Annotated in this window: 11 protein-coding genes; 3 read left to right on the top strand and 8 right to left on the bottom strand. The window is 59.8% G+C overall.

Going from position 1 to position 14,428, the window contains the following annotated elements; translation table 11 throughout:
- Window positions 1–78: 78 nt before the first annotated feature.
- Together yoaA and AC3WOY_RS21945 are read right to left on the bottom strand one after the other, a co-directional pair.
- Window positions 79–2,100: a DNA repair helicase YoaA gene (yoaA, locus tag AC3WOY_RS21950; RefSeq protein WP_492427636.1), complete on the bottom strand. Its 2,022-nt coding sequence runs from the start codon at window positions 2,098–2,100 to the stop codon at window positions 79–81.
- A gap of 41 nt (window positions 2,101–2,141) precedes the next feature.
- Window positions 2,142–2,342, bottom strand: coding sequence for a YdcH family protein (locus AC3WOY_RS21945; RefSeq protein WP_420474304.1), 201 nt, complete (start codon window positions 2,340–2,342; stop codon window positions 2,142–2,144).
- A 249-nt stretch (window positions 2,343–2,591) separates the two neighbouring features.
- Here AC3WOY_RS21945 and AC3WOY_RS21940 point away from each other — a divergent pair, with 249 nt between their 5' ends.
- Entirely contained in the window at window positions 2,592–3,398 is an 807-nt protein-coding gene (locus AC3WOY_RS21940; RefSeq protein WP_492427633.1) for a PP2C family protein-serine/threonine phosphatase, read from the top strand.
- 39 nt (window positions 3,399–3,437) lie between these two features.
- Here the strand turns inward: AC3WOY_RS21940 and AC3WOY_RS21935 are convergent, their stop codons facing one another.
- From AC3WOY_RS21935 to AC3WOY_RS21910, 6 genes are all read right to left on the bottom strand, one after another.
- Window positions 3,438–4,151, bottom strand: coding sequence for a hypothetical protein (locus tag AC3WOY_RS21935; protein ID WP_492427631.1), 714 nt, complete (start codon window positions 4,149–4,151; stop codon window positions 3,438–3,440).
- Between the two features lie 8 nt (window positions 4,152–4,159).
- Window positions 4,160–5,257, bottom strand: coding sequence for a cell division protein ZapE (zapE, locus tag AC3WOY_RS21930; protein WP_492427629.1), 1,098 nt, complete (start codon window positions 5,255–5,257; stop codon window positions 4,160–4,162).
- A gap of 180 nt (window positions 5,258–5,437) precedes the next feature.
- Complete coding sequence (locus AC3WOY_RS21925) at window positions 5,438–5,836, bottom strand: hypothetical protein (protein ID WP_492427627.1); 399 nt, start codon at window positions 5,834–5,836, stop codon at window positions 5,438–5,440.
- Between the two features lie 10 nt (window positions 5,837–5,846).
- Window positions 5,847–7,274 carry a dihydrolipoyl dehydrogenase gene (gene lpdA / locus AC3WOY_RS21920; RefSeq protein ID WP_492427625.1) on the bottom strand — a complete coding sequence of 476 codons (1,428 nt, stop codon included), beginning with the start codon at window positions 7,272–7,274 and terminating at the stop codon, window positions 5,847–5,849.
- Window positions 7,275–7,357: 83 nt separating this feature from the next.
- Window positions 7,358–8,611, bottom strand: coding sequence for a 2-oxoglutarate dehydrogenase complex dihydrolipoyllysine-residue succinyltransferase (gene odhB / locus AC3WOY_RS21915; RefSeq protein ID WP_492427623.1), 1,254 nt, complete (start codon window positions 8,609–8,611; stop codon window positions 7,358–7,360).
- A gap of 60 nt (window positions 8,612–8,671) precedes the next feature.
- The gene (locus AC3WOY_RS21910) at window positions 8,672–11,527 is read right to left on the bottom strand and encodes a 2-oxoglutarate dehydrogenase E1 component (protein WP_492427621.1); all 2,856 of its coding nucleotides are present in this window, start codon (window positions 11,525–11,527) and stop codon (window positions 8,672–8,674) included.
- Window positions 11,528–11,873: 346 nt separating this feature from the next.
- Here AC3WOY_RS21910 and AC3WOY_RS21905 point away from each other — a divergent pair, with 346 nt between their 5' ends.
- Complete coding sequence (locus AC3WOY_RS21905; protein WP_492427619.1) at window positions 11,874–12,248, top strand: response regulator transcription factor; 375 nt, start codon at window positions 11,874–11,876, stop codon at window positions 12,246–12,248.
- Window positions 12,245–14,404 carry a 3'-5' exonuclease gene (locus AC3WOY_RS21900; protein WP_492427617.1) on the top strand — a complete coding sequence of 720 codons (2,160 nt, stop codon included), beginning with the start codon at window positions 12,245–12,247 and terminating at the stop codon, window positions 14,402–14,404. The genes AC3WOY_RS21905 and AC3WOY_RS21900 overlap by 4 nt, the downstream gene beginning before the upstream one ends.
- Window positions 14,405–14,428: the final 24 nt, after the last annotated feature.

Below are 14,428 nucleotides of genomic sequence, written 5' to 3'. Positions count from 1 at the left end.
CGCATGCGGTCGATCGATTCGTCGGCATGCCGGAAAAGTAAAACCAGTCATCGCAATATGAAGCGCGACAATGTTACCTTAACCGGCCTGCGTCGGCTTGTCCTGCGTTTCTTTGCTGAAAAACGCCTTTGCCACATTGACATCCCGCGTACGACTGAAGGGCGGCAGGCTTTGCCAGATGCGCCGGCCGTACGGTTTTGATATGAGGCGGGGATCGCAAATCATCAGGACGCCGCGGTCCGTTTCATCCCGTATGAGCCGGCCTGCGCCCTGCTTCAGGTTAATGATGGCTGCCGGCAGCTGATGGTGCACGAAGCCGTTCAGTCCCTTCCGCTCAAGCGCGTCGATCCGTGCGGCCAGCACAGGATCGTCCGGCGGCGAAAACGGCAACTTGTCGATGATGACGAGCGAGAGCGCATCTCCACGTACATCGACACCTTCCCAAAAACTTTGGCTGCCGATCAGGACGGCATTTCCGGCAGCACGAAAACGATCCAGCAGCTCGGTCCGTCCCGCTTCGCCCTGCACCATCAGCGGAAACGGCAGCTTGCGCTTGTCGAACTCTTCGCGCAGGCGCTCGGCCGCGCGGTTGACCGCGCGTATCGTGGTGCACAGGAGGAAAGCGCGTCCGCCGGATGCATCGATCATGGGCAGGGCCGCGTCGATCACGGCATCCGTATAGTCCAGGGAATTCGGCTGCGGCAAGTTCTCCGGCACGTACAACAGGCCCTGGCTGCCGTAGTCGAAGGGACTCGGCCACGACTGCGCGGTCTCGTTCCACAATCCCATCTGGGATGCGTAATGATTGAAATCGTTTTTCACTGCCAGCGTGGCCGACGTGAAAATCCACGATCGTGGCGTTCCTTCGCGCTGCTTGCTGAAGATCGGCGCGATCGACAGGGGCGTCTGGTGAAGCTGGAGCGATGAGGAAAAGGCTTCCACCCAGAGGACGCGCTCCTGCTCCGGCTTCACCTTGTCAGGGTCGGCGGTCTGTGCGCTATCCCATGCAGCCAGCTTGTCCGACAATTCAATGGCACGGGTACGGCATTGCTCGATGGTTTCCGCGCGTTCGGCCTGTGTTTCGAGAATCGCCACCATCGCGTGCAATTCTTCCTGCAGCTTTTCAAGTGCCGGAAAGAAGGCGCTCGACGGCGCAATCTGGTTGGCGGCAAGCCTGACTACGTCCTGCGGAAAAGCAAGGCGCAGATCGCGTGCGGCCCGCTCTACCGTCGAGACGACCTTCGGCCAATCCGCACCATCGCGGGCATGCGCCAGCCCCTCGGCAAGCACGTCGCGGCATAACTCGAGGACCTGCGACGTAGAGATGGTCTCACCGAAGAACAACGTCGCCGTTTCCGGCAACTGGTGGGCTTCGTCAAAGATGACCGTATTCGCGGACGGCAGCAGCTCGGCGACGCCGGTGTCCTTGAGCGCGACGTCGGCAAAGAATAGGTGATGATTGACCACCACCACATCAGCCTGCTGCGCTTCCTTGCGCGCCTTCATCACGAAGCAATCCTGATAGTACTGGCACTCCGCACCCATGCAGGTGTCGCGGGTCGACGTGACGAGATTCCACACGCTTGCCGATTCGGGGACGCGGGCAAGTTCGGCCTTGTCGCCTGAGCTTGTCGTCTTCACAAAGCGGGAAATATCGCGCAGGTAGCCCACGTCCTCGCGTGACGTAAGCCGCCCGTTTTGCAGGGTCCGCTCGAGGTGGAAGTGACATACGTAATTGGCACGTCCCTTCAGCAGTGCAACAGATACAGGCGCACTCAATGCCTTGCGAACCGTCGGGATGTCGCGCAGGTAGAGCTGGTCCTGGAGGTTCTTGGTGCCGGTCGACAGGATAACCTTGCCACCCCACAGCAATGCAGGCACGAGGTAGGCAAAGGTTTTGCCGGTGCCGGTGCCGGCCTCGGCGATCAGTGTCTTCTGCGAAGCGATGGCGGCAGCAATGGCCTTCGCCATTTCTGTCTGCGACTGGCGCGGACGAAAGCCCGCCACTGCCTGGCTGAGCAGCCCGGCGGCATCAAACAACTGCTCGATATCGGCGTCGTGATTACCCGGTTCGGGTGTTGAGGCGGAGTTTTCGGTCAAAGCTGAGGTGGACGGGTGGGTGATGACACGTACCCGAAGGCTTATGCGGGGATATCCGGGACGAGTTGCATTTTCAACAATGTTATGTGATCCTTCAACTGGAGTTTGCGTTTTTTCAAACGCCGCAGCTGAAGTTCGTCGCGCAGAACATCACGCGCAAGCAGTTCGATAACTGCGTCGAGATCGCGATGCTCTACTTCCAGTTCGACGATTCTTCGCTGTATATCTTCCGTTGGAATCATGATGTCGTTGTTGAATGCGGTAAGTGGCTTATATTTTAAGAGTGAATACCCTGCTCGGCTAGCGTCACCGTGCCGCAGTCCAGAATCCGGAAAGCGATTACCGGGAAAACGGGGATTTGATGCTCAGGAACAACATTAACCGTTTCTATGTACAGCCGTTAATAGTTGTAACAAAACAGAACAAGGGTACGTGCGAAATTTTTCGCATGCAATAATTTTTTGAGTCCGACATGTAATTCCACCGATCCCATGAGCCAATACAAGATAGAAGCAGGCACCGGGCAGCATATCGGCGACCGCAAGGAGCAGCAGGATCGCACCGCGCTGTTCGCCGCTCCGAGGGCGCCCGGTTATGTAATGGCAGTGGTTGCGGATGGAATGGGCGGGCTGAGTGGCGGTGCGCTGGCGGCCGAACAGGTCATCCGAACGGCGAAGCAGGCCTTCGACCACTTCTCCCCGCAAACCGATGACGTCGGAAAAATGCTTGAGACGATCGCGCTGGATGCGCATACGATCATCAAGCTGACATCCTTCTCCTCCGAAAAGAATCCCCATAGCACGATGGTCGCTCTCGTGATCTGCCCGGACCGGACGGCGGTGTGGGCGCATGTCGGCGATTCCAGGCTGTATCGCTTCGACGGCCCGAATTGCGCTGAACGCACGATCGACCACTCCTATGTGGAATTGCTGGTCCGGGAAGGCAAACTGTCACGGGAGGAAGCAAAGAACCACCGTTTGTCCAATGTGCTGGTCAATGCACTCGGGTCACATGACCGCGAGCCGCAAGTTACCCTGCGCAAGTATGAGGGGCTGAAGGCCGGGGACGCCTTCCTGCTCTGCTCGGACGGCCTCTGGCATTATTTCGCCGATGCGGAACTCGGTGCCGCCATCGCGATGAATTCACCGCGTCAGGCCTCCGAGATGCTTATCAACAAGACACGTGAACGCACCACCGACGCATCCGGGGATAACTGCACCCTTGCCATCGTCAAGCTGGTGGAACCGCCTGTGGAATCCAAGAGCTATACGGTCGGAAAAATGAAGCGTGCGATCTGATCGCGCACGGACCTCTCTTTCCTCGTACTTCAAACCGCATCAGCCGGGCTTTTCATTTTCGGCCTGTTTTGCTTTGCGCTTCTGCTCTTTTTCGGCCTTGCGCTGTGCTACTTTCTGCTGCCGCTCCAAGGCTTCGCGCTTCTTCTTTTCGTAGGCGGCGATGTTGGCAGCGCGCTTCTCGGCACTTACCCGATCCTCTGTTTTCTGCCTCGGCGCCGTTGATGCCGGCTGCTTCTCCGGAACAGGGGAAAGCGTGGTTTGCTCCTTCTGCGACGCCGTATCGGGCGAGCCTGCTGTCACTTCAGGCTCTGCAACAGGCATCGGGCTTGCGCGTTCCTGCCGCTGCTTTTCATCCTTTTCCAATCGCTCTGCGAGTGCCTGATCCCGTTCCGTCACGCGCGCCTTGCGCTTGAATGCACTTGCTTCGAGCTCGACCGGACGCAATGCAGACAGAGCAATGCGGCGGCGCTCCTTGGCCTTCTGAATGCACGATGTCGTAAAGAAGTTGGGATGGCACGCCTGCTCTTCCGCCTGGTAGCGCGCCTCTATTTCAGCGCGCTCGGCGGCCGCCTCCGATAGCGCGGCATCTGCCTCTCCGACGGAACGAATCGAACCGGACGGGAAGCGTTCCGTCACTTTTTCCCGCACCTGTCCGGGTAATGGTTGTGCAAACGAAAACGCGGCCCATACGGCAGCAAACAAGGTCAGGCACGCCTTGACTCCTCTTGCAGTGATACGATCTGATGCAGTCATGTCATATGTCACGCCAGCGAACCCGCAACATCGCGCCGCTCGCTCTCCATGTATTCCGAGGACTGCATTTCAATGATGCGCGAGACAGTACGATGAAACTCGTTGGCCAGCATGCCTTCCGTATAAAGCTGGTCCGGTTCGACCTCGGCGGACATCAGGAGTTTGACCTTGTGGTCATACAGGACGTCGACCAGCCAGGTAAAGCGCCGTGCCTCCGAGGACATGGATGCCGACATGCGCGGTACGGAGGAAAGGATCACCGTGTGGAACTGGCTGGAAATCTCCAGATAATCATTCTGCGAGCGCGGTCCGCCGCACAGCGTGGCGAAATCGAACCAGATGACGCCCCCGGCACGGCGCAGTGCCTTGATGTCACGTGCTTCGATGCGGATGTGAGGATCCTCGTCTGCGGTCTCGGCAAGATTGGCAAATGCGTTGCGCAAGGCGTGATCGGCTCCGGCGCCAAGGGGCGTGTGGTACGCCTCTACCTGCTCCAGCACTCGCTTCCGGTAGTCGACACCTGCATCCACGTTCATCACGTCGAGTTTTTCCTTGAGCAAGGTAATCGCCGGAAGGATGCGGTCGCGGTGCAGTCCGTCGGGATACAGCGTATCCGGGGCGTAATTCGACGTCATGACAAACGACACGCCGTTGTCGAACAATGCCTTGAGCAGGTTATAGAGAATCATCGCGTCCGCGATGTCCGATACGTGGAATTCGTCAAAGCAGATCAAACGGTATTTCTTCGCGATGCGGCGGGCCACTTCGTCCAAGGGATCCGCCACGCCCTTCAGGTCGTCGAGCTGCCGGTGAACGCCGCGCATGAACTCGTGGAAGTGCAGGCGTGTCTTGCGCGTGACAGGCACGACCGAGTAGAAGCTGTCCATCAGGAAGGATTTGCCGCGCCCGACGCCGCCCCACATATACACGCCTCGCGGCACTTCCGGACGGCTGATCAGGCGCTTGAGCTTGTTCGATCGCTGAGACTTGTAGGCGACCCATTCATCATAGCACCGCTGCAGGCGCTCGACAGCTCTGAGCTGCGCCTCGTCCGATTGATAACCGCGCTGCGCGAGCGCGTGCGCGTAAAACTCCCTGACGTTCATATGATCTGTTTCGCTGGTTGCTGCGTTTTGTCCGGTCACCTTGCCAGTGCCTGGCGGTGTGACGTGAAAATGGGCGAGACACGCTCGCCCATTCATGCAAGAAGCTGATACCAGGCAATCCGTATGATTATGCCCGTGTTGCCCGTATTCGGCAGGCACCGGAGAAATCCCGCCCCGTATTCACTGCGGATTCATGTCGACTGTCACGCGCGACGGGTAGGTGCCGCCGCCGAAACGGATGGGAAAGCTCAATCCCACCCCAACGCCGACATTGCCACCACCTCCTCCGACTCCAACACCCATGCTGGAGCCGTACGGATTGGAGGGACGGAATACGATTTCCGAGGTACGGAAGCCGTCCTTGTTGCACAACACGCGAAGGTCGCCGCTTGCGCTGCCTACGTTCACCGATGCCGGCGTGATGACATTCCAATTCCCGGAGCCGGTGCTGACAGCACAACTTGCACCAGCAAGAGCCTGCCCGCGCGATGCCGTTTCGATGGCAATCACCCCCTCACTCGACCCTGTCGTGGCACAGGCGGCTATCGCCAGCGGCAGCAACAGGATCAGGTGACGCATACAGAGCTCCTTAGAAGTTCAGCGACCTCTTGTCGACCGCCAGTGCGGCTTCCTTGGTCGCTTCGGACAGGGACGGGTGAGCGTGGCAGATACGGGCAATGTCTTCCGACGACGCACGGAATTCCATCGCCACGACTGCTTCGGAGATCAACTCGGAAGCCATCGGGCCGATGATATGCACGCCGAGGATTTCATCGGTCTTGGCATCGGCCAGGAACTTCACCATGCCGGAGGTATCGCCGAGGGCGCGGGCGCGGCCGTTGGCCATGAACGGGAAGGTGCCGGCCTTGTAGGCGACGCCTTCCGCCTTCAACTGCTGCTCGGTCTTGCCGACCCAGGCAATTTCCGGGGACGTATATATGACCCAGGGAATCGTATTGAAGTTCACATGGCCATGCTGGCCTGCAATACGCTCTGCAACCGCAACGCCCTCTTCTTCCGCCTTGTGCGCCAGCATCGGGCCGCGTACGACGTCGCCTACTGCCCAGACGTTAGGCAGGCTGGTCTTGCAGTCGCCGTCGACCGTGATGAAACCACGCTCGTCCAGCTTCAGGCCGACGCCTTCTGCGTTCAGGCCAATGGTGTTCGGGACGCGGCCGATGGAAACGATCAGCTTGTCGAAGACTGCCTTCTGCGCATTGCCCTTATCGTCGGTGTACTCGACGGTGACGTCTTTCTTGCCGGCGGTAATCGAACCGATCTTCACGCCGAGGCTGATGGCCAGGCCCTGCTTCACAAACAGCTTGTGCGCTTCCTTGGCGATCTGCTCATCGACGGCACCGAGGAATGCGGGCAGCGCTTCCAGCACGGTGACTTCCGAGCCGAGGCGGCGCCACACGCTGCCCATTTCGAGACCGATCACGCCTGCGCCGATGACGCCAAGCTTCTTCGGCACGCTGTCGATAGCGAGTGCGCCGGTATTCGACAGAATCAGTTTTTCATCGAATGCCGCGTTCGGCAGTGCGCGCGGATTGGAACCGGTCGCAACGATGATGTGCTTGCCGGTGATCGTTTCTTCGGTTGCGCCGGCGACCTTGATCTCGTAGCCATTGGCATCGCCCTTCACGAAGGAACCGCGGCCATGGAAGAAAGTGACCTTGTTCTTCTTGAACAGGTAGAGGATACCGTCGTTGTTCTGCTTGACGATCGTTTCCTTGCGCGCCAGCATCTGGCCGACGTTCATCGCCAGGCCCTTGACCTCGATGCCGTGGTCGGCAAAGGCGTGTCCGGCGTGTTCATAGTGTTCGGACGATTGCAGCAGTGCCTTGGAGGGAATGCAACCGACGTTGGTGCAGGTACCGCCCGGCGCCGGGCCATTCTTGGCATTCTTCCACTCGTCGATGCAAGCGGTGCTGAAACCGAGTTGTGCAGCGCGAATCGCTGCGATATAGCCACCGGGGCCGCCACCGATGACAACCACATCAAAATTCTTCGACATATTCGTACCCTAATTTTCCGCGGAATGGACAACGCACACGGAGCAGGCGTTTTCCTTGCTCCGTGTGCGCATGGCGTGGTGGATTACAGGTCCAGCAACAGGCGCGCCGGATCTTCCAGCGCTTCCTTCATGGCGACCAGGCCGAGCACGGCTTCGCGGCCGTCGATGATGCGGTGGTCGTAGGACATGGCCAGGAAGTTGATTGGACGGATCACGATCTGACCGTTTTCAACGACCGGACGGTCCTTGGTTGCGTGGACGCCGAGGATTGCGGATTGCGGCGGGTTGATGATCGGTGTGGACAGCATGGAGCCGAACACGCCACCGTTCGAGATGGAGAAGGTGCCGCCGGTCAGTTCTTCCAGCGTCAGCTTGCCGTCCTTGGCCTTGGTGCCGAATTCAGCAATCTTCTTCTCGATGTCGGCGATGGTCATCTGGTCGGCGTCGCGCAGGATGGGCACGACCAGGCCGCGCGGCGAACCGACGGCGATACCGATGTCGAAATAGCCGTGATAGACGATGTCGTTGCCGTCAACGGAGGCGTTCAGGACCGGGTACTTCTTCAGGGCGGCGACAGCGGCCTTGACGAAGAAGGACATGAAGCCAAGCTTCACGCCGTGTTCCTTCTCGAACTTGTCCTTGTATTTGTTGCGCAGGTCCATGACCGGCTGCATGTTCACTTCGTTGAACGTGGTCAGGATCGCATTCGTAGCCTGGGATTGCAGCAGGCGCTCGGCGACGCGAGCGCGCAGGCGGCTCATCGGCACGCGCTCTTCCGGACGGTTCGCCAGGTCGGACAGGCTGACCGGGGCTGCGACTTGCTGCAGTGCCGGCTTCGGTGCTGCAGCCGGTGCCGGGGCAGCTGCCGCCGGCTTGTTCAGCGCGCCGATGACATCACCCTTGGTCACGCGGCCATCCTTGCCCGTACCGGCGACTTGCGCAGCGGTCATGTTGTTGTCAGCGAGCATCTTCGCGGCTGCCGGCATGGCGATGCCTGCGGCTGCGGTGGATGCCGGCGCCGGAGCAGCGGCAACCGGTGCCGGCGCTGCAGCAGGTGCCGGAGCGGCTGCCGGGGCGGCGACTGCGCCTGCCTTGGCTTCGGTGTCCAGCTTGGCGATCACTTCGCCTGCGACGACGGTGCTGCCGTCGCCCTTGATCACTTCAACGATCACGCCAGCATCCGGCGCGGGAAGTTCGAGGACCACCTTGTCGGTTTCGATGTCGATCAGGTTTTCGTCTCGGGCGACTGCTTCGCCAACTTTCTTATGCCACTGCAACAGGGTTGCTTCTGCAACCGATTCCGACAACTGCGGAACTTTCACTTCGATAATTGCCATGTAACTCTCCGTTTCGGGTTGTTCGTGCGGCGCGCCAGCTTCTGGCGCGCCGTCGGGTCTTTATTTCGTCAGGACGAAGCCTTTGAGCTTCGAGAACGCGGTGTCGATCAGCGCCTTTTGCTGCGCGTAGTGCTTGTCGTAGTAGCCGACAGCAGGCGACGCGCTGGCCGGACGGCCTGCGTATGCCAGTTTCTGGCCCTCTTCCAGATTCTCGAAAATGTTGTGCTGAATCTGGAACCAGGCGCCCTGGTTCTGCGGTTCGTCCTGCGCCCACACCAGTTCTGCGAAGTTCGGGAACTTCTTCAGTTCTGCAGCAAACGCCTTGTGCGGGAACGGATAGAGCTGTTCGATACGGATGATCGCGGTGTCGGAAGCGCCGCGCTCCTTGCGCGCATTGACGAGGTCGTAGTAGACCTTGCCCGAGCAAGCAACAACGCGCTTGACCTTCTTCGGATCGATCTTCTCGTCGACCTCACCGATGACGGTCTGGAACTGGCCCTTCGCCAGTTCGGACAGCGGCGAACCGGCGTCCTTGTTACGCAGCAGCGACTTCGGCGTCATGATGACGAGCGGCTTGCGGAACAGGCGGATCATCTGGCGGCGCAGCAGGTGGAAGATCTGCGCAGCAGTGGTCGGCTGCACCACTTGCATGTTGTTGTCCGCGCACAGCTGCAGGTAACGCTCCAGGCGCGCGGAGGAGTGCTCCGGCCCCTGGCCTTCGTAACCGTGCGGCAGCATCATGACGAGACCCGATGCGCGGCCCCACTTCACTTCGCCGGAGCTGATGAACTGGTCGATCACGACCTGTGCGCCGTTGGCGAAGTCACCGAATTGCGCTTCCCAGAGCGTCAGGGCATTCGGCTCGGCCGTCGAGTAACCGTATTCGAAGCCGAGTACCGCCTCTTCGGAAAGCACGGAGTCGATAACGGTGAACGGAGCCTGGTTTTCAGAGATGTTCTGGAGCGGGATGAACGTGCCCGCATCCCAACGTTCGCGGTTCTGGTCATGCAGCACGGCGTGGCGGTGAACGAAGGTACCACGGCCGGCGTCCTGGCCGGTGAGGCGTACGGCATAGCCGGAAGCCACCAGCGATGCATACGCGAGGTGCTCGCCCATGCCCCAGTCCAGGTTCATTTCGCCCTGGCCCATCGCGGCGCGGTCTGCCAGCACCTTTTCGACCAGCGGGTGTACCTTGAAGTTGTCCGGCACAGTCGTGATGCGTGCTGCCAGGCGCTTCAGTTCGGCCAGCGGCACGGCGGTGTCGGCTGCGTCCGTCCACTTGCGGTTGAGGAACGGCATCCAGTCAACTGCGTACTTGCTCTTGAAGTTGGAGATAACGGGATCGACAGTGTGCTTGCCGGCGTCCATCGCGTCGCGGTAGGCCTTGACCATGGCATCGCCCGCATCTGCCGGGATCGTGCCTTGGGTGACCAGCTTGTCTGCGTACAGCTTGCGGGTGCCCGGGTGCTTGCCGATCTTCTTGTACATCAACGGCTGCGTCAGCGCCGGGGTGTCCTGCTCGTTGTGGCCCAGCTTGCGGAAGCAGATGATGTCGACAACCACGTCCTTCTTGAATTCGAGGCGGTAGTCGAGGGCGATCTGGGTAGCCAGGATGACGGCTTCCGGATCGTCTCCGTTCACGTGCAGCACCGGCGCTTCGATCATTTTGACGACGTCGGAGCAGTACAGCGTCGAACGGGAGTCGCGCGGGTCGGAGGTGGTGAAACCGATCTGATTGTTGATGACGATGTGAACCGTGCCGCCCGTGCCGTAGCCGCGGGTCTGCGCCAGGTTCAGGGTTTCCATCACGACGCCCTGGCCTGCGAATGCGGCGTCGCCGTGGACCAGGATCGGCATGACTTGCGAGCCGTCCTTGTCGCCGCGGCGGTCCATGCGGGCCTTGACCGAACCTTCAACCACCGGGTTGACGATTTCAAGGTGCGACGGGTTGAACGCCAGCGACAAGTGAACCGGGCCGCCGGGAGTGGACACGTCGGACGAGAAGCCCTGGTGGTATTTCACGTCGCCTGCCGGCAGGTCGTCAGCGTGCTTGCCTTCGAATTCGGCGAACAGATCCTGCGGCATCTTGCCGAGGGTGTTGACCAGCACGTTCAGGCGGCCGCGGTGAGCCATGCCGATGACGATTTCCTGGACGCCCTTTTCGCCGGCACGCTGGATGGTCTCATCCAGGGAGGCGATGAAGCTTTCGCCGCCTTCCAGCGAGAAACGCTTCTGGCCGACGTAGCGGGTGTGCAGATAGCGCTCGAGGCCTTCGGCCGCAGTCAGGCGGTCGAGGATGTGCCTTTTCTTCTCGGGCGAGAAATTCGGGGTGGAGCGGACCGATTCCAGGCGCTCCTGCAGCCAGCGCTTCTGTGCGGGGTCGCTGACATACATGAATTCGGCGCCGATGGAGCGGCAGTAGGTGTCTCGCAGCGACTGGAGCAAATCGCGCAACGTTGCGGTTTCCGGGCCGAAGTATGTGTTGCTGACGTTGAACACGATGTCCTGGTCGGCATCGGTGAAACCGTAGAAGCTCGGTTCCAATTCGGGGATGTTCGGACGCTCCTGGCGCTGCAGCGGGTCAAGATTGGCCCAGCGGTTGCCGAGGAAGCGGTAGGCGGCGATCAGCTGAGTGACTGCCACGCGCTTGCGGCCCATTTCGGCGTCGGCGGATGCGGTGACGGTGCGGATCGGGCCTTGCTTGGCGCGCTCCGCGAACGAAGCGATCACCGGTGCGTGGGCAACGTCAGGCTTGTTCGAGCCGTCGACGGCGGGAACATTCTGCATCGCGTCGAAATACGCACGCCAGTTATCGGGAACGGAACCAGGGTTGTTGAGGTACGCTTCGTACAGTTCTTCCACGTACGGTGCGTTGCCTCCAAACAGATATGAATTGGAGAACGACTGTTGCATCATCTTGCTCACCTTTCTTCGCGTTTCGCGAGATTAGCGGGTTAATCTAACCTTCCGCGACACGGCCTGACCGGTTAGCGGATCGCACATCAAGTTGTGGGGGAAGGGCTACGTGACCTGAGGTGTTACGAACCGCGAGCATAACATATTTATCAAGGTCAACGTAACGCTCGCCCCGTGATTTTCCGCCGGCCGCGAGCACTTGCAAAAAGGGAAACGAGGCCACGTTGCGGAGCACCAAAAATGAACGGGTGTGCCAAATAATTCAGCCCCCTTCCCGCTTTTTCAGCAACATGTAAGGGACTCGTGGCACCCTGCAGTAAACCAAACAAAAAAGAACTGCGAAGACATGGGGAAGACTATTCTGATCGTCGACGATGAGCCCAATATCGTCGAGTCTCTCGAATTCCTGATGAATCGGGAAGGCTTCGACACGATTGTCGCCGGCGACGGGGAAGGCGCACTCCATGCAATGGAATCAGGCAAGCCCGACCTTGTATTGCTCGACGTCATGATGCAGGAGAAGGACGGGTACGAAGTATGCCGTCAGATTCGAGCAACACCTGGATGGCAGCAGACAAAGATAATCATGCTGTCGGCCAAGAGCCGGGACACGGAAATTGCAAAGGGTCTCGCAGTCGGGGCGGACGCCTACATCACCAAACCCTTCTCGAGCAAAGAACTGGTCCAGCAGGTCAACCGGGTTCTTGGCCCCCATACATGACCGGAAAGAAAAAGTTTATCGCAGCGCTTGCAGCGCTGTATTCGTTCCTCGGCACCGTCACGATCCTCCTCTACGTCGTCCTCTGGGCATCGCTCGAATCGGAAGACCAGCGATCGGCCCTGCGCATCCTGCATGGGCGTGAAGGAATCATCATCTTTATCGTCCTGGCAGCGCTTGCAGCTATCGGGCTGGCGTTTGAATACCTGTACCGGCATTACGTCAGTGCACCGCTCCGTCTCGGCGAAAAGCTGCGCGTGATCGTCGCGGCCAACAACAAGGTTCGACTTCCGCAGGAAGGGCCGGCCGAGTTGCGCGCACTGACATCCGCCATCAATCAGTTGGCGGACGAACGGGATGCCCTGCTGCACGACGTGCAAGAAAAAATCGAGGGCGCGAAAGAGGCCATCGAAGAGGAGAAAAACCGGTTCGCCGCCCTGATGTCGGAGCTGAACCAAAGCGTCATCGTTTGCAACGTCGACGGACGTATCTTGCTCTACAACAATCGCGCGCGGCAGATGTTCCGGGTGATGGCTGGGCCTGCGCGGCCCGCAGGCGGATCGCCTGTAAGCCTCGGCCGCTCTATCTTCGGGGTTCTCGAACGCAGCCTGGTCGCGCACGGCCTGGACCGGATTCGACAGCGACTGGTCTCCGGCGACACACATCCAATCGCCCACTTTGTTACTTCGGCACAGGACGGACAGTTGATCCGCGCCCAGATGGCACCCGTGATGCATAGGGACACAGACGGCACGCAAGAGGTTGGCGGCTACGTGCTGACCCTCGAGGACATCACCCAGCACTTCGAACTGGAGAACCAGCGCGATATGGTGCTGCAATCCCTGACCGAAGGAAGCCGCTCGTCGCTCGCCAGTATCCGTGCAGCCGTCGAAAACCTTCTCGAATATGCAGATATGGGACCCGCGCAACGGGACCGTTTTCTGCGCATCGTGCGCGACGAAGTGGAGTCGATGGGTGCGCGTCTCGACAAGACAGTCAACGAGTTCGCCGATGCGCTCAAGGTGCGCTGGCCGCTTGAAGATATGCTGGGCTTTGACCTGGTCCAGGCGGCGCAGCAACGTATCGAACAGCGGCTTTCCCTTTTGACAAAAACCGAGGAAATCGACGAGGAGCTTTGGCTCAAGGTCGACAGCTACTCCCTGCTGCAGGTCGTCACTTATCTCGCAGCGCGGCTGAAGGACGAATTCCACGTGCGCGAGCTGCGCTTTCGCCTGGCGCGCGTCGGCCGGCTCGCCCATCTCGACCTGATATGGTCGGGCGTAGTTGTCGGAACAGAAACATTCGTCGCCTGGGAAATGGATCCGCTTACGGCGGGCGGCGAAAACAGCCCCCTCACCTTGCGGGAAGTCGTCGAGCGGCACAGCGGTGAGATCTGGTTCCAGCGAGACAAGGCATCGCATCGCTCCTTTTTCCGGCTGCTGATTCCTGCGGCAACGGCACCGGAAGTGATGCTGCCGGTTTCGCTCCACGGCGATGGCCGTCCGGAATACTATGACTTCGACCTCTTCCGCCAGACCGAAGAATACCGTGCACTCGATGACCAATTGCTGAGCCAGCTTACCTATACGGTCTTCGACACGGAGACGACCGGCCTTGATCCTTCAGCGGGTGACGAGATCATCCAGTTGGGCGCTGCCCGCATTGTCAACGGCCGCCTGCTGCGCGGCGAAGTCTTTGATTGCCTGGTTGACCCTCGGCGTCCGGTAGCACCAGAGTCGGTGAAGGTACACGGCATCACTAACGATATGCTTGCCGGCCGCCCGACGATCGAACGCGTGCTGCCTGACTTCCACACGTTTTGCGAGGACACGGTCCTTGTCGGTCATAATGCCGCGTTCGACATGCGCTTCATGCAGATGAAGGAAGGAAGGACGGGCGTGGCATTCCGCCAACCCGTACTGGATACCCTTCTACTCTCCACCATCATTCACCCCAACCAGGAGTCTCACCGGCTGGAAGCGATAGCAGAACGCCTGGGCGTCAATATCTCGGGGCGGCATACCGCGCTCGGCGACGCTATGGTAACCGGAGAAATTTTCCTCAAGATGCTCCCCCTCCTCCAGGAAAAGGGTATTCGCACCTTGCGCGAAGCCAGAGAAGCCGCCGAGCGCAATTTTTACGCAAAGATTCGATACTGAACTGACAGGCCAAGAAAAAACCCG

The sequence above is a fragment of the Noviherbaspirillum sp. FW303-A3 genome (assembly GCF_058788695.1).
Note: the sequence above shows the minus strand (reverse complement) of the source record. Positions and strands in the feature narration are given on the sequence as shown.

Excerpts from the sequence above, each read along its gene's own strand:
- AC3WOY_RS21940 (WP_492427633.1), top strand. The coding sequence starts at position 2,592 with ATGAGCCAATACAAGATAGAAGCAGGCACCGGGCAGCATATCGGCGAC.
- zapE (WP_492427629.1), bottom strand. The coding sequence starts at position 5,257 with ATGAACGTCAGGGAGTTTTACGCGCACGCGCTCGCGCAGCGCGGTTAT.
- AC3WOY_RS21905 (WP_492427619.1), top strand. The coding sequence starts at position 11,874 with ATGGGGAAGACTATTCTGATCGTCGACGATGAGCCCAATATCGTCGAG.
- AC3WOY_RS21945 (WP_420474304.1), bottom strand. The coding sequence starts at position 2,342 with ATGATTCCAACGGAAGATATACAGCGAAGAATCGTCGAACTGGAAGTA.
- AC3WOY_RS21925 (WP_492427627.1), bottom strand. The coding sequence starts at position 5,836 with ATGCGTCACCTGATCCTGTTGCTGCCGCTGGCGATAGCCGCCTGTGCC.
- AC3WOY_RS21910 (WP_492427621.1), bottom strand. The coding sequence starts at position 11,527 with ATGATGCAACAGTCGTTCTCCAATTCATATCTGTTTGGAGGCAACGCA.
- AC3WOY_RS21900 (WP_492427617.1), top strand. The coding sequence starts at position 12,245 with ATGACCGGAAAGAAAAAGTTTATCGCAGCGCTTGCAGCGCTGTATTCG.
- odhB (WP_492427623.1), bottom strand. The coding sequence starts at position 8,611 with ATGGCAATTATCGAAGTGAAAGTTCCGCAGTTGTCGGAATCGGTTGCA.
- lpdA (WP_492427625.1), bottom strand. The coding sequence starts at position 7,274 with ATGTCGAAGAATTTTGATGTGGTTGTCATCGGTGGCGGCCCCGGTGGC.
- AC3WOY_RS21935 (WP_492427631.1), bottom strand. The coding sequence starts at position 4,151 with ATGACTGCATCAGATCGTATCACTGCAAGAGGAGTCAAGGCGTGCCTG.